General features: G+C 73.7%; 11 protein-coding genes. 5 read left to right on the top strand and 6 right to left on the bottom strand.

The window, feature by feature from the left end:
- Positions 1-51: 51 nt before the first annotated feature.
- The gene (locus tag AMIR_RS20930) at positions 52-1515 is read right to left on the bottom strand and encodes an FAD-dependent oxidoreductase (RefSeq protein ID WP_015802945.1); all 1464 of its coding nucleotides are present in this window, start codon (positions 1513-1515) and stop codon (positions 52-54) included.
- A 44-nt stretch (positions 1516-1559) separates the two neighbouring features.
- Between AMIR_RS20930 and AMIR_RS41190 the strand changes: the two genes are divergently transcribed.
- Both AMIR_RS41190 and cobF read left to right on the top strand, forming a co-directional pair.
- Positions 1560-2174: a TetR/AcrR family transcriptional regulator gene (locus AMIR_RS41190; protein ID WP_015802944.1), complete on the top strand. Its 615-nt coding sequence runs from the start codon at positions 1560-1562 to the stop codon at positions 2172-2174.
- A gap of 46 nt (positions 2175-2220) precedes the next feature.
- The gene (cobF, locus tag AMIR_RS20920; RefSeq protein WP_015802943.1) at positions 2221-3021 is read left to right on the top strand and encodes a precorrin-6A synthase (deacetylating); all 801 of its coding nucleotides are present in this window, start codon (positions 2221-2223) and stop codon (positions 3019-3021) included.
- Between the two features lie 30 nt (positions 3022-3051).
- Here the strand turns inward: cobF and AMIR_RS20915 are convergent, their stop codons facing one another.
- The 4 genes from AMIR_RS20915 to AMIR_RS39375 all read right to left on the bottom strand — a co-directional run bounded on the left by AMIR_RS20915 (position 3052) and on the right by AMIR_RS39375 (position 7005).
- Positions 3052-3612, bottom strand: coding sequence for a hypothetical protein (locus tag AMIR_RS20915; RefSeq protein ID WP_041836915.1), 561 nt, complete (start codon positions 3610-3612; stop codon positions 3052-3054).
- 190 nt (positions 3613-3802) lie between these two features.
- Entirely contained in the window at positions 3803-5227 is a 1425-nt protein-coding gene (locus AMIR_RS20910) for an RICIN domain-containing protein (RefSeq protein WP_015802941.1), read from the bottom strand.
- A 20-nt stretch (positions 5228-5247) separates the two neighbouring features.
- Positions 5248-6696, bottom strand: coding sequence for a pectinesterase family protein (locus AMIR_RS20905; RefSeq protein ID WP_041836914.1), 1449 nt, complete (start codon positions 6694-6696; stop codon positions 5248-5250).
- A 156-nt stretch (positions 6697-6852) separates the two neighbouring features.
- Complete coding sequence (locus AMIR_RS39375; protein WP_015802939.1) at positions 6853-7005, bottom strand: hypothetical protein; 153 nt, start codon at positions 7003-7005, stop codon at positions 6853-6855.
- 205 nt (positions 7006-7210) lie between these two features.
- Between AMIR_RS39375 and AMIR_RS42845 the strand changes: the two genes are divergently transcribed.
- From AMIR_RS42845 to AMIR_RS20890, 3 genes are all read left to right on the top strand, one after another.
- Positions 7211-9211 (top strand): SdrD B-like domain-containing protein, encoded by a 2001-nt coding sequence (locus AMIR_RS42845; RefSeq protein ID WP_015802938.1) that lies wholly within the window; start codon positions 7211-7213, stop codon positions 9209-9211.
- 448 nt (positions 9212-9659) lie between these two features.
- Entirely contained in the window at positions 9660-12920 is a 3261-nt protein-coding gene (locus tag AMIR_RS20895; protein WP_015802937.1) for a S8 family serine peptidase, read from the top strand.
- Between the two features lie 287 nt (positions 12921-13207).
- Complete coding sequence (locus AMIR_RS20890; RefSeq protein ID WP_015802936.1) at positions 13208-16405, top strand: S8 family serine peptidase; 3198 nt, start codon at positions 13208-13210, stop codon at positions 16403-16405.
- 171 nt (positions 16406-16576) lie between these two features.
- On the opposite strand, the gene katG is transcribed toward AMIR_RS20890, so the two are convergent.
- Entirely contained in the window at positions 16577-18805 is a 2229-nt protein-coding gene (gene katG / locus AMIR_RS20885; protein ID WP_015802935.1) for a catalase/peroxidase HPI, read from the bottom strand.
- Between the last annotated feature and the right edge of the window lie 44 nt (positions 18806-18849).

Genomic DNA, 18849 nt, shown 5'->3' with positions numbered 1-18849 from the left:
GCCAGGGGCGGTCGGACTCGGAGCCGTCCGGGCGCCCGCTCGTGATTCCACTTATTCCTTCAGTGTCGAGCGAAACTGGGCGGCCGGGGGCCACAGCTCCCGGACCGCCGCCTCGATCGCGCCCAGGTCGTCCGCGTCCTCGAACGCCCGCCACACGTGCCCGTCCGGCCGGACCAGGGCCGCCGCCACCCCGGTCCCCGGCAGGTCGTCCGGCGTCACCCGCACCGCCGCCACCCCGGCCACCGAGCCGTCAGGGCCGTCAGGGCCGTCAGGGCCGGTCGTGCCGGTCGTCAGCAGCACCGGCGCCCCGGAGTGGAAGTGCTCGAACAGCCCCTCCCGCAGCGGGACCCGCGCCCCCGCCACCGGGTGCCCGGCCGGGTCCGGGTAGGCCACGTCCAGCGCCGACAGCTTGGCCGCCAGCGCCTCCAGCAGCGCCCGGTCGCCCGCGAGCAGCTCCGAGAGCAGCTTCCGCAGCGCCCGCCCCTCCGGCGACACCCCGGTGATCAGCGCCGTCTGCGCCTGGGTGTGCTCGGCCAGCTGCACGCCCACCGGCCACCGCTCCGCGTGGTAGTCGTCCAGCAGCGACTCCGGGGCCCGCCCGGTCAGCACCGCCGCGAGCTTCCAGCCCAGGTTCATCGCGTCCTGCACGCCCACGTTCAGGCCCACGCCGCCCGCCGGGAAGTTCCGGTGCGCCGCGTCGCCCGCCAGCAGCACCCGCCCCTGCCGGTAGCGCGCCGCGACCTTGGTGGCGTTGCCGAACCGCGACAGCCAGGAGGGGGAGTGCGCCCCGAAGTCGGTGCCCGCGATGCGCCGGGTGACCGCGCGCAGCCCGTCCAGGGTGAGCGGCTCGCGCCCGGCGCGGGGGTCGTAGCCGACCAGGCGGAACCGGCCGTCCGGCAGCGGGACGGCCATGAGCGCGCCCTCGGCGGTGTGCCAGCCGTTCGGGAGCGGCGGCGGGTCCGCCAGCACGACATCGCCGAGGAACCCGAAGTGCGTGGACTCGGTGCCGGGGAACTCGATCCCCGCCGCCGCGCGCACCGCGCTGCCGGCCCCGTCTGCGCCCACGACGTACTCGGCGCGCACGTCCGGTCGCCCGGCGACGCGGAGCACGACCCCGTCGGCGTCCTGGGTCAGCCCGGTCACCTCGTGCCCGCGCAGCACCTCAACGCCCAGCGCCCGCGCCCGCTCCTCCAGCAGGCGCTCGGTCTCGGCCTGCGGCTGGGTGAGCAGGAACGGGAACGGGGTGGGCAGGCCGCTGAAGTCCAGGCGGGTCGGCAGCATCCCGAAGTGCCAGCCGGACGTGCGACCCCCGGCGCGCAGGAACCCGCCCTCGACCCCGCGCAGCGCCAGCACCTCCAGCGTGCGGGGGTGCAGGCCGAGCGCCTTGGAGTGCGGCGACCGCTCCGGCTCGCGCTCCAGCACGACCGGCGTCGCCCCGCCCAGCGCCAGCTCGGCCGCCAGCCACAGCCCGACCGGCCCGGCGCCGACCACGACGACCCTGCCCGAGGAATTCATAGTAACGAACCTCCAGTGAATGTAGGTGCGCTACTGTAGATCTTGTGGAGACCCGTGGCTACACCTCCCCCCTCCGCGAGGAGGCGGCGGCCCGAACCCGCGAGCGGGTGCTGCTCGCCGCCGCCGAGCTGTTCGCCGAGGGCGGGTACGCGCGCACCAGCGTGGCGGCGATCGCGCGCGCCGCCGGGGTCGCGGTGAACACCGTGTACACCAGCGTCGGCGGCAAGTCCGCGCTGCTCCTGGCCATGGTCGACGACGGCGTCGCGGACGAGGCGGTCCGCGCGACCACCGCCGCGCTCACGTCCGCGACCAGCGCCGCCGAGGTGCTGCGCCTGGTCGCGCGGGGCACGTCGGTGACCAGGGACCGCCGGGAGCTGACGCTGTCCGTGCTGCTGGACAACCGGGACGCGCACCCCGACGTGGCGGAGGCCGCGCGGGTGGCCGAGGCCGAGGTCAGGGCGCGGTTCGCGGAGGCGGCGGACCGGATGCTGGAGCTGGGCGGGCTGCGCGAGGGGGTGGGGGGCGAGGAGCTGCGGCGGGCCCTGTGGTTCTACTTCGGCTTCCCGGCGTGGCGGGTGGTGCGGGCGGAGGGCCTGTCCTGGGGCGACGGCGCGGTGTGGCTGTGCGGCCAGGCGTCGGACTCGCTGCTGGCCCGCTGACCGTCCGGGGGAGCGGGCGCTCGGGGCGGTCCGTCCGTGGTGGACAATGGCCGGGTCTTTCCGAGCGGAACGGGTGGTGCTGGTGCGCGCGCAGGTCGAGGTCGTCGGGATCGGCGCCGGGGACCCCGGTCACGTCACGGTGGCGGCGGTGGACGCGCTGCGCCGCGCCGACGTGGTGTTCTTCCTGGACAAGCCGGGGGAGGCGCGCGAGCTGTCCGACCTGCGCGAGGCCATCCTGGCCACCCACGTCCCCGGCGGCGGCTACCGCGTGGTCCGCGCCGAGGACCCGCCCAGGGACCGGGCGGCCGACGGCTACGCCGACGCGGTGGTGGACTGGCGGGTGCGGCGGGCCGACGTGTGCGAGCGGTTGATCGCGGAGCACCTGGGCGAGGGCGAGGTCGGGGCGTTCCTGGTGTGGGGCGATCCGGCGCTGTACGACAGCATCATCGCGGTGGTGGAGGACGTCCGGTCGCGCGGCGCCACGGAGTTCGACGTGCGGGTGATCCCCGGCGTCAGCAGCGTCTCCGCGCTGGCGGCCAGGCACGCGACGACGCTGAACCAGGTGGCGGGCGCGGTGCAGATCACCACCGGCAGGCGCCTGGCGGCCGGGTGGCCGCAGGACGCGGACGACGTGGTCGTGATGCTGGACGCCCGCAACGCGTTCCTGGAGCACCTGGACGAGCCGGGCGCGACGATCCACTGGGGCGCGTACGTGGGCACCGAGGACGAGATCCTGATCGCCGGGCCGCTGGCGGAGGTCGCGGAGCGGATCGTGGAGACGCGGGAGCGGGCGCGGGCGGAGAAGGGCTGGATCATGGACACCTACCTGCTGCGCCGCACGCGCTGAGGGGGCGGGGACCGGGAGCGCGACGGGCCTTCAGCGCCCCTCGGCCCGGTCCGCACCCCGCCCGTCGTGCTCGGCCAGCCGCTGGTCCGCCAGTTCCACCGTGGCCCGCGCGAACGCCCGGATCCGGGTCCGCAGGACCACCCGCTCCTCCTCGTCCGCCCGCTCCCACTCCGCGCACAGCAGCAGCGCCCCCGCGACGGACGTGCTGTCCGGGGTCGAGTCCCAGCGGTCCCACAGGTCGTACATGCCCTCGCAGGGGCCGACCTCGCCGCGCAGCGCCACGCCCGCCACCTTGCGGGTGAGCGCCCACTCGAAGCGGTACCAGTCGACCGCGGGCAGGCCGAGGTCGTCGAGCGCGGCCCTGAGCAGGGCGTTCGCCGTCTCGTCGGACACCTCGCCCGGTGACTGGCAGGCAAGGTCCACCACGTGCGGGGTGTCGACCCCGGCGAGCACGAGGTCGCAGGCCAGGCGCACCGCGACCCGGCCGTCGATCGCGTGCCGACCCGGCGCGCTGGCCTCGTGGTTGGCCTCGACCACGCGGGTCAGCAGTTCGGGCGGGAGCTCGCGCAGTCCGCCGGGGAGTTCGTCCACAGTGGGCATTACAGGCGATCGCCCCCGTGATCACCAGCGGTTTCGCGGAACTGGCCGAGTGCGACCCACGACACCCGGCCCGCCCCGCTCACGCACCGCGGCGGGACGCTCGCGCACGGTCAGGGAAGCGCGGCCCCCGTCCCCGCCGTCGGGAACGGGGACCGCGCCTCCCCTGGGCACAAGACCCCGATCAGCCCCCGATGTTGCCCTGGGGCCCCGCGTACGTCCCGAGGATCTTCGGGATCTCGGCGGCCGGGTCGAGCGCGTAGCTGTAGAACGTCTTCGGGTCGAAGGCCGCCCCGCCGCTCTGCTGCTTGCCGCTGGAGTTGACGACCACGTTGCCGCTCTGCTTGAGCTGGGCGGTGTCGTCCTTGTAGTAGGGGTCCTTGACCTTGTCGAAGTACGAGTTCTCCAGGACCATCTTCGTGGCGCCGCGCGCGTAGTTGCCGTAGGACTTCACGTTCTGCAGGTAGTTGTTGTACAGGTGCGCGTAGGCGACGTTGTCGGTGCTGGGGTTGCGCTGGTCGGTGTCGCGGATCCAGTTGTGGTGGATCGTGATGCGGGCGGTGACGTTGTCGGTCCAGCCGATGCCGAAGGACTTGTTGTTGTCCGCCAGCACGTTCCAGGACACGGTCAGGTCGGTGGTGTCCTTGCGGCTGTCGATCAGGCCGTCGTTCATCCGCGTGATGGTGTTGTGGTCGATCCAGACCTTGGTGGAGCTGTCGATCTGGATGCCGTCGTAGTCGAAGTCCTTGTCGTCCGGGTCGTCCGAGGCCACGCGGGTGTCGCGGATGGTGAGGTTCCGGATGATCACGTTCGACACGCCGTTGAGGGTGAACCCGCCGTTCACGATCTGCCCGGACGTGCCGACCCCGACGATGGTCTTGTTCGACGTCACCGGGATCTCCTTCCCGTACGGCGTCACCGTGATCGCCCGGTCCACCCGGATCACGTGTGGTGTGCTGGCCGACGCGTACTTCACTAGGTCGGCGAAGGTCGTCGCGGTCACCACGGTCCCGCCCGCGCCACCGGTCGTCCCCGCCGCGCCCGCGAACCCGTCGGGCGTGCCCGACCAGGTCCGGCCGGACACCGGCGTGAACAGCCACTGCTTGTTCGAGTTGGCCGTGCACCCCTCCTGCACGATCGCCACGCCCAGGCCCTGACCGGCGTCCTTGTTGGCCAGGCACAACCCGCTGGCCACGTTGACCAGCTGGTAGGTCCCGGACCCGGACGCGGTCAGCCGCCACTGCTGCATCGTGTCGCCGGAGCAGCTCCACTGCTGGGCCTGCACGTAGTGCTCGGTCGTGCCGTACGGGATGTCCAGGCACTTGCCGGTCGCGACGTTCGCCAGCGCGTACGTCCCCGACCCGGACCCGCGCAGCGTCCACTGCTGCATGGTCCCGCCCCAGCAGTCCCACTGCGCCACGAGCGCGCCGTTGGCGGTGTTGCCGTCCAGGACGTCCAGGCACTTCCCGCTGTTCTTCACCGCGATGGTGTAGGTGCTCCCGGCGGCGGGCACGGCCGCCTGCGCCGAGGGCATGGCCACGGTCAGCGCGATCACCGCGCCCAGCCCGACCGCCGCGGCGGCGGCCTTGAACAGGTGCTTCTTGCGCATCGTCTCGGCTCCTCGCCGTGTCAGCTGATCGGGTTCCAGCCGTCGCTACCGGCCAGGTACTTCTGGGGCGTGTACTCAGCGGCCTGCGAGTCGGACAGCTGCGGCCGGTTCGAGTTCGACCCCGCGCCGCTGCCCGTGTTCCGGTACTCCAGGAACCGGGCGTTCCTCCAGCTGTTGTCCGACATGTCCGTCCACGGCTCCGACGTCCTGACCGTCGCCGACAGGGTCGACTCCCGGTACAGCACCTGCGCGTCCGGACGCCACGGCCGACCCAGCTGCGTCACGTCGTCCGCCGCACCCGTGATCGTCGACCGGTAGAACAGGAACCCGTACTTCTTCCCCGCCCCCGTGCTCGCCGCCGTGATCGGCCCACCACCGGAACGCTTCTCGTGCACCGTCGTCCGGTGGAACACGACCGTCCCCCCGCCGAAGACGAAGTCCACCGTCCCCTCGACATACGAGTCCACCACGTACGCGCGGGTGGCGTCGTTGACCAGGAACGTGTCCTGATCACCCAACAACCGCACGTTCCGCAGCACGATCCGATCCGCGTTCGTCTGCAACGCCACCGCCTGCGCCCCCGACGGCACACTCGACTCGTCCAGATCGTTCGAGATCGTCAGGTTCTCCGCCACGAACCCCGCACCCCGCGCGAAGAACGACGCGCTGTTCGACGTCCCGTGCGTGTAAGCGCTGTTGTTGTACACGATCACCGTGCCCGACGGACCCGACCCCAACCCCCGCAACGTGATGTTCGGCTTGTCCGCCGGAACCGTCACCACCTCGCGATACGTCCCCGCCTTCACCGTGATCACCGTCCGCGCCGAGCTGTTCGACGGCGCCGCGTTCACCGCGTCCTGCACCTTCCGATACGTCCCCGTCCCATCAGCCGCCACCGTCGGCCTCTCCGCCGACGCGGCAGGGGTGAACAACCACTGCTTGTTGGAGTTGGCCGTGCACCCCTCCTGCACGACCGGCACGCCGAGACCCTGCCCGGCGTCCTTGTTCGACAGGCACAACCCGCTGGCCACGTTGACCAGCTGGTACGTCCCGGACCCGGAGGCGGTGAACCGCCACCGCTGCATGGTGTCCCCGGAGCAGCTCCACTGCTGGGCCTGCACGTAGTACTCGGTGGTGCCGTAGGGGATGTCCAGGCACTTGCCCGTGGCCACGTTGACCACGGTGAAGGCGCCCGACCCGGCGTCCCGCAGCGTCCACTGCTGCATGGCGCCGTTCCAGCAGTCCCACTGCGCGACCAGCGCGCCGTTGGCCGTGTTGCCGTCCAGGACGTCCAGGCACTTGCCGCTGTTCTTCACGGCGATGGTGTAGGTCGTCCCGGCCGCGGGGGTGGCCGCGGACGCGGCCGTGGTCGTGGCGACCACCGCCGCGCCCGCCATCAGGACCACGGCGACGGCGGACAGCGCCGTTGCCGGCGCGCCCCGCCTCCGTCCCGGCTTGTTAACGCTCACATTCGATTCGCGCACACTCGTCCTCTCGCAGGCGTCGTCGCCCGCCGCGCCCGCGCAGGGGCGGGAGCGGCGACCACACAGACACCGGCGAGCGCGCGGCCATAACAGCTTTCGCGCGAATTGCCCCGAACGGCGGAAGACCTGCGGCTCTTCAGCTCACCCGCGGAAGGGGTTGTTCTCCGCGAACCCGTCCAGCAGCGACGCGAGCAGGTCGCGCGCGAAGTCCCGCACCGGCGGGACCAGGATGATCAGAGCCACCAGCAGCGCCGCGTACAGCGCGCACCCGCCGCTCCTGCGCTTCGAGGCCACCGCCCACCTCCCGAGTTCGATCCCGCCCCTATACAACCACCCACCGCTGATCACTCACCCGTGCCAGGGTCACCCGGTGGAGCGAGGGTTTGGGGCGGGTTCCGTCGCTCGGACCGGTCAACTTCCCCGGTCGGACCGGCGACCTCCCGCCTAACGGTGGACATTGCTCCACGTAGGGGTACCCGAGTCGAACGGGAGTTGACCCATGCCCGCTGCACGGGGCGCGCACCGCTTCGCGGTGGTCGCGGCGATCGCGCTGCTGGTCCTCGGCGTCCTGTGGTGGGACGTGCCGGGAGTGCTGCGCGCGGTCGGCACCGGATCGATCACCGGACAGGCGTACGTGGACGCGAACGACGACGGCGTCCGGCAGGGCGGTGAGGCCGCGCTGCCCGACCTGCCCGTCCGGCTCACCGGCACGCGCGACAGCTGCCCGGTGGGCGAGCAGCCCGCCTGCGCGGCGTCCGCGACCACGACCACGTCCGCGGCCGGCGAGTTCACCTTCACCGGCCTGGAGGCGGGCCTGTACTCGGTCACCGCCGCCCGGCCCGCCGGGTACGCCGACGGCAAGTCCACGGCGGGCGCGGCGGGCGGCTCGCTGAGCGCCCCGAACCAGATCAGCGGCATCCGGGTCGACAGCGGCGCGTCCGCCACCGGGTACTCGTTCGGCATGAGGGTCGGGGCCGTCACCGGCACCGCGTGGGTCGACAACAACGCCAACGGCACGATCGAGGACGACGAGCACGAGTGGCTGGAGGACGTGACCGTCACGCTCGTGAAGTCCGACGAGACCCCGGTCGCGACCACGACCACCTCCACCACCGGCAACTACAGCTTCGACGCCGTCCTGCCGGGCGACTACGTCGTCCGGGCGACCCTGCCCGCCGGGTACGGCGCGGCCTCACCCACCTCGGTGCCGTTCACGCTGGCGTCCGGGCAGGGCAGGCACGTGGACTTCTCGATGGTCAAGGGCGCGCTGGGCAACTTCGTGTGGCTCGACGCCGACCGCGACGGGCTCCAGGGGATCGGCGAGGACGGGGTGCCCGGCATCGCCGTCGAGCTGCACCGCACGCCGGGCGGGGTGGTCGACAGCCAGCTCACCGACGCCAACGGCGAGTACTACTTCGTGGGGCTGGACGTGGGCACGTACTTCATCCGAGTGATCAAGCCAAGCGGGACGGTGTTCACCGAGCGCGACAAGTCCGCCACGGTCGGGTCGCACGTCGACGCGGACGGGTACTCATCACCGGTCGAGATCAAGGTCGAGAACAGCGGGATCACCCAGGACATGACCCTGGACGCGGGCTTCTACGAGCTCGCGCAGGGCGAGACCCCGCCGACCACGACGACCACCACCACCACCACCACCACCACCGCTCCGACGACCACAACCACGACGACACCGACCACCACCACCACGCCGACGACGACCACCACGGGCCCGACGACCACGACCACGGGTTCGACGACCACGACCACGGGCCCGACGACCACGACCGGTCCGACCACCACGACGGGCGCGACCACCTCCACCACGCCGCCCACCACAACCGCCCCCGGCACGACCACGACCACCACCACGCCCCCGCCGCGCACCGACCTGGGTGTGCAGTTCGCCGTGGACAACCCGAAGCCCGCCGTGGGCGACAAGGTCACGTTCACCACCGTGGTCGTCAACCGGGGCACCGCGCCGGTGGAGGGCTCACGGGTGACGATCACCCTGCCGGACGGCCTGCGTCCCGAGACCGGCACCGGCCAGAACCTCCGCAGGGCGCTCCTGGCCCAGTCCGGCTGGACCTGCCAGGCGACCGGCCAGCAGCTGGTCTGCGCGAACCCGGCCACCGTCCAACCGGGCGCCTCGTTCGAGCCGCTGACCGTGGTGACGACCGCGACGGCCCCGGTCCTGCCGCAGGCGACCACGGTCGCGGTCGCCCTGTACGACGGCACTCCCGACGACAACCCGGACAACGACGGCACGACCCCGGCCCTCGCCATCCCGAGCACGACCACCCCGACCCCGGGCGTGGTGACCGAGCTGCTCCTCCCGACCCAGCAGCCCACCACAACCCCCCTGGCCACCACGGGCCGCCCGGCGCACGCGCTCCTGCTGACGGCCCTGGTCCTGATGGTCCTGGGCGCGGGCCTGCTGGTCACCACCCGCAAGCCCGCCACCGGAGGCCGCCACCGCGCGGCACGCCGGAGCGACTGACCGCAGACGACCGACGGGGAGCCGCCAACCGGGAGCCGCTGACGGGGAGCCGCCGTCGGGGAGCCGCTGACCGGGAGCCATCGACGGGGAGCCGCCAACTGGAAGCCACCGTCGGGGAGCCGCTGACCGGAGGCCACCGATGGGGAGCCGCTGACCGGGAGCCGCCGACGGGGAGCCGCTGACCGGCCTCTCCGCGCCGTCACGCGGGCGCCGCACCTGAACCAGGTGCGGCGCCCGCGTGGTCGCGCCCTTTGACCCCGCCCCCGTTCCCCTGCACGCGGAGCAAGCGCCGCGTCGGCGCGCGGCCCAACCCCCGGACGCCAGGTGAGCGCTTTCCCACCCCCGTCCGGCGCAGTTCGTTCACGCCGAGCAACCCCCGAGCCGTCCCGAGGTGTGCCATCCGCGACGGCGTCCCGCTCAGGGGCGCCGCGTGAGCGGAGGAGAACACATGCCTCTCCGGAAAGCGCTCTCCGCCGGGGTGGTGGCGGCGGTCGTGGCGGCGGCGCTCACCGCGACCGTCCCCACGGCCGCGGCGGGCCCCGAGACCGGCCGGGACGCGCCAGGCGCGGCCGGGACCGGCACTGCCAGCGCCTCCACGACCGGCGCCGCCACGACCGACGTCTCTACGACCAGCGCCTCCACGACCGGCGCCGCCACGACCGGCGGCCAACGGCCGCGCGGCGTGGTGACCCTCCTGACCGGCGACGTCGTCGCCGTCGGCGGCGACGACGTCCGGGTCACCCCCGGCGCGGGCCGGGAGAAGATCGTGTTCCACCGCTCCGGCGGCCCGGACGTCCTGCGCGTGATCCCCTCCGACGTGGCGGCGGACGTCGCCTCGGGCAGGCTGGACCGCGCCCTGTTCGACGTCGCGGGCCTGATCGCCCAGGGCTACGACGACGCCCGCACCGACCACCTGCCGCTGATCGTCACCGGCGCGCCCGACGCCGTCCGCCCCGCCGGGGACGCCGTCCGCGAGCTGCCCAGCGTCGACGGCTACGCGCTCGACGTCCCCAAGTCCCGCCCGCTGCTCGCCTCCGCCGCCGAGCAGGTCCCCGGCCGGATCTGGTTGGACGCCAAGGCCCGCACCACCCTGGACCGCACCGCCGCGCAGATCGGCGCGCCCGCCGCGTGGGCCGCCGGCCTGACCGGCGCGGGCGCGAAGGTCGCGGTCCTGGACACCGGCGTCGACGCGGCCCACCCGGACCTGGCAGGCGCGGTCGTGGAGTCCGCGAACTTCAGCGACAGCGCCGACGCGGGCGACCGCGACGGCCACGGCACGCACGTCGCCTCCACCATCACCGGCTCCGGCCGGTACCGGGGGATCGCGCCGGACGCGGTGATCCTCAACGGCAAGGTCCTGGACGACCGCGGCGGCGGCGCCTACTCGTGGATCATCGCCGGGATGGAGTGGGCCGCGCCCCGCGCCGACGTGGTCACCATGAGCCTGGGCGCCCCCGCGAGCGAGGACGACCCGCTGACCCTCGCGCTCGACCGGCTCACCGCCGAGACCGGCGCGCTGTTCGTGGTCGCGGCGGGCAACTCCGGTCCGCGCGCCTCCACGGTCGGCAGCCCCGGATCGGCGGCGTCCGCGCTGACCGTGGGCGCGGTCGACCGGGACGACGTGCCGGCCCCGTTCTCCTCGCGCGGCCCCGGCCCCGACGAGCGCGTGCTCAAGCCGGACGTCACCGCGCCCGGCGTCGGCGTCGTGGCGGCCGAGGCGGGCTCGCCGGACGGGCACGTCGCCATGTCCGGGACCTCGATGGCCGCCCCGCACGTCGCGGGCGCCGCCGCGATCCTGGCGCAGCAGCACCCGGACTGGCTGGCCCCGCAGCTCAAGGCCGCCCTGATGGGCACGGCCGTCGACCCGAAGGGCGCGACCGTCTACGAGCAGGGCGCGGGCCGCGTCGACCTGGCCCGCGCCACCACCACCCCGCTGCAGGCCGACCCGCCGTCGCTGGGGCTGGGGACCCTGCGCTTCCCGCACGACGACGGCGAGCAGCCGTCCCCGCGCACCGTCACCTACCGCAACACCGGGGACCAGCCGGAGGAGGTCGCGCTGACCGCCGTCCTGCGCGACCCCTCCGGCGCCGAGATCCCCGGCGCGGTCTCGGTGTCGCCGTCCTCGGTCACCGTCCCGGCGGGCGGCTCCGCCGAGGTCGTCGTGACCACCACCCTGCCCGCCGGCTCGCCGATCGGCGCGTACAGCGGCGTGCTGCTGGCCGGGGACGCGGTGCGCGTCCCGATCGGGCTGACCCGCGAGGGGGAGATGCGCGACCTGCCGGTCCGGGTCCTCGACCACGAGGGCGGGCCCGCGTCGATGTACACGTTCTGGCTGCTCAACACCGCCACCGGCGAGGAGCACAGGATGTTCGGCCCGTCCGGCTCCACCACCGTCCGGCTGCCCGTCGGCGACTACCTGATGCACGCGGTGATCGTCCTGGGTGAGAAGGCCACCACGTTCGTCGAACCCGCCCTGCGGATCGACGGCTCCTCGGTGCTGGAGCTGGACGCCCGGCGCGGCGTGCCGATGCGGGTCGCGGTGGACGAGCCCGGCGCGGTCCCCGCCGCGGTCGGCGTGGCCCTCACCATGGACGTGCTGGGCAGGCCAGCGCACGCGAGCTCCTTCAGCTACGCCCCCGAGACGATGCTCTTCGTGCCGTCGAGCACCACCTCCGAGGCGGCCAAGACCACCCTGGAGCACGCGCTGGTCCCGCCCGAGGGGTTCACCGGCCTGCCCTACCAGTACGCGCTGAAGTGGGCGGTCGAGGGTGGTGTTCCGCACGACCTGAGCCGGGAGTTTCGCAAGCGCGACCTGGCGCACGTGAACGCCGCCGTCGCCTCCGGGGGCAGCGGGAACGTGGTGCAGCACGACCTCCTCACCACGCTGGCCACACCGCACGCGATCCTGCTGCACTACAGCCCGGACGTGCCGTGGCGGCACCGGACTGACCTCTGGTCCGAGCAGGGCGGCAGCGGCAAGGGCACCCAGGAGCACGTGAAGGACGTGGTCTACCGCAAGGGCCAGGTGCTGAGCGAGTCCTGGTACCGGGGTGTGCTCGGCCCGGCATTCCCGGAGATCGGCGAGGGGGACGTGCCCCACGCCTCGCGCCGGCGTGACCAGTTCCTCTACTGGGTTCCGCTGTTCACCGACCAGGCCGCCAACCACAAGGGCGGCCGGGACTACAGCACCGAGCACGTCGTGCTCACCCGCGACGGTGAGGTGCTGCTGGACGAGCTGCGGCGGGGCCAGCACCTGCTGGCGCGGATGCCCCAGGACCCGGGGGACTACGAGCTGAGCGTCGACGCGTCCAGCGGCGTCGGGTTCGACCTGTCCACGCGGGTGAGCGCGAAGTGGCGCTTCCACTCCGAGCAGACCCAGGCGGAGGAGGCGGTGCCGCTGCTGGCGGTGCGGTTCGCGCCGGACCTCGACCAGCGCAACCGGGCGCCGCGCGGCCGGGTCACGATCCCGGTCTCGGTGCAGCGCAACGGGAGCGCGGACGTGTCGGACGTGCGCAGGCCGAGCGTGGAGGTCTCGTACGACGACGGCAGGACCTGGCGGGCGGCCCCGGTGAGCGGCCGGGACGGCGAGTGGTCGGTGACGACCGCGAGCCCGCCGGGGGCGGTGTTCGCGTCACTGCGATCGTCCACTTCGGACTCGTCCGGGAACTCGTTGGTGCAGACCATTATCCGGGCGTACGCGCTGCGCTGACACCGCCGCGGCGCAGCGGGATGAGGGGCGGGTACCGGTGAGCAGCCCCGCCGGGGCCCGCCCCGTTCCGCTGCGCTCGTCCCGGAACCGCCCCGGAACCGTCCCCGCACCGCCCCGGAGCAAGCGCGGTGCGGTCGTGCGGACCACCGCGCGCGGGGCCGCGCGGCGCGTTCACGTCGCACGTGGAGCAGTTCGTTCACGGCGGGCAACCTCCCGCCCAGCCGGGGGAGTGCCATCCGTGACGGCTACCCGCCCAGGGGACGCCGCGCGAGCGAGGAGGAAGCTCCATGCCTCTCCGGAAACAGCTCTCCACGGGGGTGGTGGCGGTGGTCGCGGCGGCGGCGCTCACCGCCACCACCGCTGCGGCCGAACCCGCGGGCCCCGACCCCGAACGGCAGGGCGCGGCAGGCCCCGCCGTGCGCGGCACGGTCACCCTGCTGACCGGCGACACCGTCACCGTCCGGGGTGACGACGTCCAGGTCAAGCCCGGCGCGGGCCGGGAGAAGATCGCGTTCCAGCGCTCCGCCGACCGCGACGGGCTGCACGTCGTCCCCTCCGACGTGGTGGCGGACGTCGCGTCCGGCAGGCTCGACCGCAGGCTGTTCGACGTCGCGGGCCTGATCGCCCAGGGCTATGACGACGCCCGCACCGACCACCTGCCGCTGATCGTCACCGGCGCCCCCGGCGCGGCCCGCGTGGCCGGTGACGGCGTCCGCGAGCTGCCCAGCGTCGACGGCTACGCGCTCAAGGCCCCCAAGTCCCGGCCCGTGCTGGCGGCGGGCGTGGAGAGCGCGGGCGGCCGGATCTGGTTGGACGGCAAGGTCTCCGCGACCCTGGACCGCAGCACCGCGCAGATCGGCGCGCCCGCCGCGTGGGCCGCCGGCCTGACCGGCGCGGGCGCGAAGGTCGCGGTCCTGGACACCGGCGTCGACGCCACCCACCCGGACCTCGCGGGCGCGGTCGCCGAGTCGGCCGACTTCACCGACGCCGCCGACGCCGACGACCACCTCGGCCACGGCACGCACGTCGCCGCCACGGTCACCGGCGCGGGCAAGTACCGGGGCGTCGCGCCCGACGCCGAGGTGCTCAACGGCAAGGTGCTCGACGACACCGGTGGCGGCTACGACTCCTGGATCATCGCCGGGATGGAGTGGGCCGCGGCCCGCGCCGACGTGGTCAGCATGAGCCTGGGCGGCCCCGCCACCGACGGCGCCGACCCCATGTCGCTCGCCGTCGACCGGCTCACCGCCGAGACCGGCGCGCTGTTCGTGATCGCCGCGGGCAACTCGGGCGGGGCCTCCACGGTCGGCAGCCCCGGATCGGCGGCCTCCGCGCTGACCGTGGGCGCGGTCGACCGGGACGACTCGCTCGCCCCGTTCTCCTCGCGCGGCCCCAGGACCGGCGACTACGCGATCAAGCCGGAGATCACCGCGCCGGGCGTGAACATCGTCGCCGCCAAGGCGAAGAACGGCGTCATCGGCACCCCGGTGGACGACGCGCACGTCGCCATGTCCGGGACCTCGATGGCCGCCCCGCACGTCGCGGGCGCCGCCGCGATCCTGGCGCAGCAGCACCCGGACTGGCGGGCCCCGCAGCTCAAGGCCGCCCTGATGGGCGCCGCCGTCGACCCCAAGGGCGCCACCGTCTACGAGCAGGGCGCCGGGCGCGTCGACCTGGCCCGCGCCACCACGATCCCGGTGCAGGCCGACCCGGCCGCGCTCGACCTGGACACCCTGCGCTTCCCGCACGACGACGGCGAGCAGCCGTCCCCGCGCACCGTCACCTACCGCAACACCGGGGACCAGCCCGTGGAGCTCGCCCTCAGCGGCGTGCTGCGCGACCCCTCCGGCGCCGAGATCCCCGGCGCGGTCTCGATGTCGCCGTCCTCGGTCACCGTCCCGGCGGGCGGCTCCGCCGAGGTCGTCGTGACCACCACCCTGCCCGCCGACTCGCCGATCGGCGCGTACAGCGGCGTGCTGCTGGCCGGGGACGCGGTGCGCGTCCCGATCGGGCTGACCCGCGAGCGGGAGAGCTACGACGTCACCGTCACCGCGACCGACCACGCGGGCGCGCCCGCGTCGGACTACGGGTACGCGCTGCTGAACCTGGAGACCGGCGAGCGCTTCGGCAGGTTCGACCCGTCCGGGCGGGTCACCGTCCGGGTGCCCAGGGGCAGGTACGCGGTGCAGGGCATGGTCTACAGCGGGGAGCGCGCGACGCTGTTCGTCGAACCGGCCTTCGAGGTCGGCGGCCCGTCGGCGCTGGAGCTGGACGCCCGGCGCGGCCGGCAGCTCAAGCCGAAGGTCGAGGCGCGCGGCGCGCAGGTCGGGTACGTGCAGGCGCTGACCCTCATCCCCCTCGGCGACTCGTGGGTCAGCGCGGGCGGGAGCGCCGGGAGCGCCGAGGCGCTGCTGCTCGCGCCGTCGCGGACCCGCGACGAGGACGCCAACACCGCCCTGCACGCGACGCTGGCCAAGGCGGACGGCGCGGGCAGGTTCACCGGCAGCCCGTACCAGTACCGGCTGGCCTGGGAGAACGCGGGCGGCATCCCGGAGGACGTCGGCCGGGTCAGGGCGGTGCGCGACCGGGAGCTCGGCCGCGTCGACGCCACCGCCGCCGCGGTCGCGGACGGGAGCTGGGTGGTGTACCCGGAGAACGCGGTCGTGGCCGCGCCGAGCACGACCCGGCTGCACTACACGCCGGGCGTGGAGTGGAGCCAGAGCGCGTTCCTGCTGGACTCCCCGGACGCCCGCGCCAACCGGGCGTACCAGGGGAGGGGGATGCCGAAGGCGCTGCGCGCGGGCGAGGTCGTCCGCGAGTCGTGGTACCGGGGCGTGCTCGGCCCTGCCTTCCCCCTGACGCCCGGAGGGGCGCTGTTCAGCGCCGGGCGCACCGACGACACGGTGATCTACTTCCCGGACCTGTTCAGCGACCAGGACCCCAACCACTACGGGGGCCGCTTCGACGTCACCGGGAAGATCGCGCTCAGCCGGGACGGCCAGCCGGTGGCGGAGGCCCCGGTGTCGGACTACCTGATCGCGGACGTGCCCGCCGAGGCGGGCGCGTACGTGCTGGAGGCGAACGCCACCGGCGGCGGTTACGCCGTGTCGACCGAGGTGAGCGCCCGCTGGTCGTTCCGCTCGGAGCACGCCCAGGAGCCCGCCTTCCTGCCGCTGCTGGCGGTGCGCTTCGCGCCGGACGTGGACGAGCGCAACCGGGCGTCGCGGGGCCGGTCGACGATCCCGGTCTCGGTGCAGCGCAACGGGAGCGCGGAGGCGTCGGACGTGCGCAGGCCGAGCGTGGAGGTCTCGTACGACGACGGCAGGACCTGGCGGGCGGCCCCGGTGAGCGGGCGGAACGGGAAGTGGTCGGTGACCACGGTCAGCCCAGCGGGGGCGACGCACGCGTCACTGCGGGCGTCCACTTCGGACTCGTCCGGGAACTCGGTGCAGCAGACCGTGATCCGGGCGTACGCGTTGCGCTGACACCGCCGTAGCGCGACGGAGGGGGAGAGCACGGGCCCCGGTGGAGCCGTCCACCGGGGCCCGTGACGCGCCAGGGAACGGCCCCGCACGAGGAAAACCGCCCCGGCACACGGGAACAGCCCCCGGCGGAGCCAAGCTCCACCGGGGGCCGCGTCCGATCACCGGGGTCGATCAGACCAGGTCGTACCGGTCCAGGTCCATGACCTTGGCCCACGCGGCGGCGAAGTCGCGGGCGAACTTCTCCTTCGCGTCGTCGCTCGCGTACACCTCGGCGACCGCGCGCAGCTCCGAGTTCGAGCCGAACAGCAGGTCCACGCGGCTGCCGGTCCACTTGACCTCGCCGGTGGCGCGGTCGTGGGCGGCGTACGTGCCGTCACCGGCGGGCTTCCACTCGACGGCCATGTCCAGCAGGTTCACGAAGAAGTCGTTCGTGAGGGTCTGCGGCGCGGCGGTGAGCACGCCCAGCTCCGACTGGCCCTGGTTCGCGCCCAGCACGCGCAGGCCGCCGACCAGCACGGTCAGCTCCGGCGCGCTCAGGTCCAGCAGGTTCGCCCGGTCCAGCAGCAGGTACTCGGCGGGCAGCTTGTGGCCGGGGCGCAGGTAGTTGCGGAAGCCGTCGGCGGTCGGCTCCATCGCGGAGAACGACTCGACGTCGGTCTGCTCCTGCGAGGCGTCCGCGCGGCCCACGGTGACCGGCACGTGCAGGTCGAGGCCCGCGTCCTTGGCGGCCTGCTCGACGGCGGCCGAACCGCCCAGCACGACCAGGTCGGCCAGCGAGACCTTCTTGCCGCCGGTCTGCGCCGAGTCGAAGGACTCCTTGACCTCCTCCAGCTTCTGCAGCACCTTCGCCAGCGACTCGGGGTCGTTGGCCTCCCAGCCGCGCTGCGGCTCCAGGCGCACGCGGGCGCCGTTCGCGCCGCCGCGCTTGTCGCTGGCGCGGAACGTCGAGGCCGACGCCCACGCCGCCGACACCAGCTGCGAGATCGACAGGCCGGAGTCGAGGATGCGGCGCTTGAGCTCCGCCACGTCGTCGGCGTCGACCAGCTCGTGCTCGACCACCGGCAGGCGGTCCTGCCAGAGCAGCTCCTCCTGCGGCACCAGCGGGCCGAGGTAGCGCTGGATCGGGCCCATGTCGCGGTGGGTCAGCTTGAACCAGGCGCGGGCGAACGCGTCGGCGAACTCGGCCGGGTTCTCGTAGAAGCGGCGCGAGATCTTGCCGTACTCGGGGTCCTCGCGCAGCGCGATGTCCGAGGTCAGCATGGACGGCGCGCGGTTGAGCTCACCGGACTCCGGGTCCGGCACGGTGCCCTGCGCGGCGTTGTTCTTCGGCTTCCACTGCCAGGCGCCCGCCGGGCTCTTGGTGACCTCCCACTCGTAGGTGAAGAGGTTGTGGAAGAACCAGTTGCTCCACCGGGTCGGCGTGGGGGTCCAGGTGACCTCCAGGCCGCTGGTGATCGTGTCGCGACCACGACCGGAGCCGAAGGTGTTCTTCCAGCCCAGGCCCTGCTCCTCCAGCGAGGCGCCCTCGGGCTCGGGACCCACGTGCACGTTCGGGTCGGCCGCGCCGTGGGTCTTGCCGAAGGTGTGGCCGCCCGCGATGAGGGCGACGGTCTCCTCGTCGTTCATCGCCATGCGGCCGAACGTCTCGCGGATGTCGCGCGCCGAGGCCACCGGGTCCGGGTTCCCGTTGGGGCCCTCGGGGTTGACGTAGATCAGACCCATCTGCACGGCGGCGAGCGGGTTCTCCAGCTCGCGGTCGCCGGTGTAGCGCTCGTCGCCCAGCCAGGTGCGCTCGGGGCCCCAGTACACGTCCTGGTCGGGCTCCCACACGTCCGCGCGGCCACCGGCGAAGCCGAAGGTCTTGAAGCCCATGGTCTCCAGCGCGCGGTTGCCCGCGAAGATCATCAGGTCGGCCCAGGAGATCTTGCGGCCGTACTTGCGCTTGACCGGCCACAGCAGGCGGCGCGCCTTGTCCAGGTTCCCGTTGTCCGGCCAGCTGTTCAGCGGCGCGAACCGCTGCATCCCGGCGCCCGCGCCGCCGCGGCCGTCGTGGGTGCGGTAGGTGCCCGCGCTGTGCCAGGCCATGCGGATCATCAGCGGGCCGTAGTGGCCGAAGTCGGCGGGCCACCAGTCCTGCGAGGTGGTCAGCAGGGCGTCCACGTCGGCGGCCAGCGCGTCCAGGTCGAGCGTGGCGAACTCGGCCGCGTAGTCGAAGTCGCCGCCCATGGGGTCGGCCACGGGGGAGTGCTTGCGCAGGATGGCGAGGTTGAGCTGGTTGGGCCACCAGTCGCGGTTGCTCCCGCCCTCGGTCGGGTGCGAGAAGCGGCCGTGGGCGACGGGGCAGCCGCCCGCCTCCTCGACGTTCATGTCACCGACGACGGCGTTGGGGCTGTCGGACACAGGAGATCCTTCCGGGAACGGGAACAGCGGTCGGACGCGGGGTG

Origin of the sequence: Actinosynnema mirum DSM 43827 (assembly GCF_000023245.1) — a bacterium.
GTDB classification, from domain to species: Bacteria; Actinomycetota; Actinomycetes; order Mycobacteriales; family Pseudonocardiaceae; genus Actinosynnema; species Actinosynnema mirum.
Note: the sequence above shows the minus strand (reverse complement) of the source record. Positions and strands in the feature narration are given on the sequence as shown.

Bases quoted from the DNA above. Each gene is read 5' to 3' on its own strand.
- AMIR_RS20890 (WP_015802936.1), top strand. From the start codon at position 13,208: ATGCCTCTCCGGAAACAGCTCTCCACGGGGGTGGTGGCGGTGGTCGCG.
- AMIR_RS20910 (WP_015802941.1), bottom strand. From the start codon at position 5,227: ATGCGCAAGAAGCACCTGTTCAAGGCCGCCGCCGCGGCGGTCGGGCTG.
- AMIR_RS20930 (WP_015802945.1), bottom strand. From the start codon at position 1,515: ATGAATTCCTCGGGCAGGGTCGTCGTGGTCGGCGCCGGGCCGGTCGGG.
- AMIR_RS20895 (WP_015802937.1), top strand. From the start codon at position 9,660: ATGCCTCTCCGGAAAGCGCTCTCCGCCGGGGTGGTGGCGGCGGTCGTG.
- cobF (WP_015802943.1), top strand. From the start codon at position 2,221: ATGGCCGGGTCTTTCCGAGCGGAACGGGTGGTGCTGGTGCGCGCGCAG.
- AMIR_RS42845 (WP_015802938.1), top strand. From the start codon at position 7,211: ATGCCCGCTGCACGGGGCGCGCACCGCTTCGCGGTGGTCGCGGCGATC.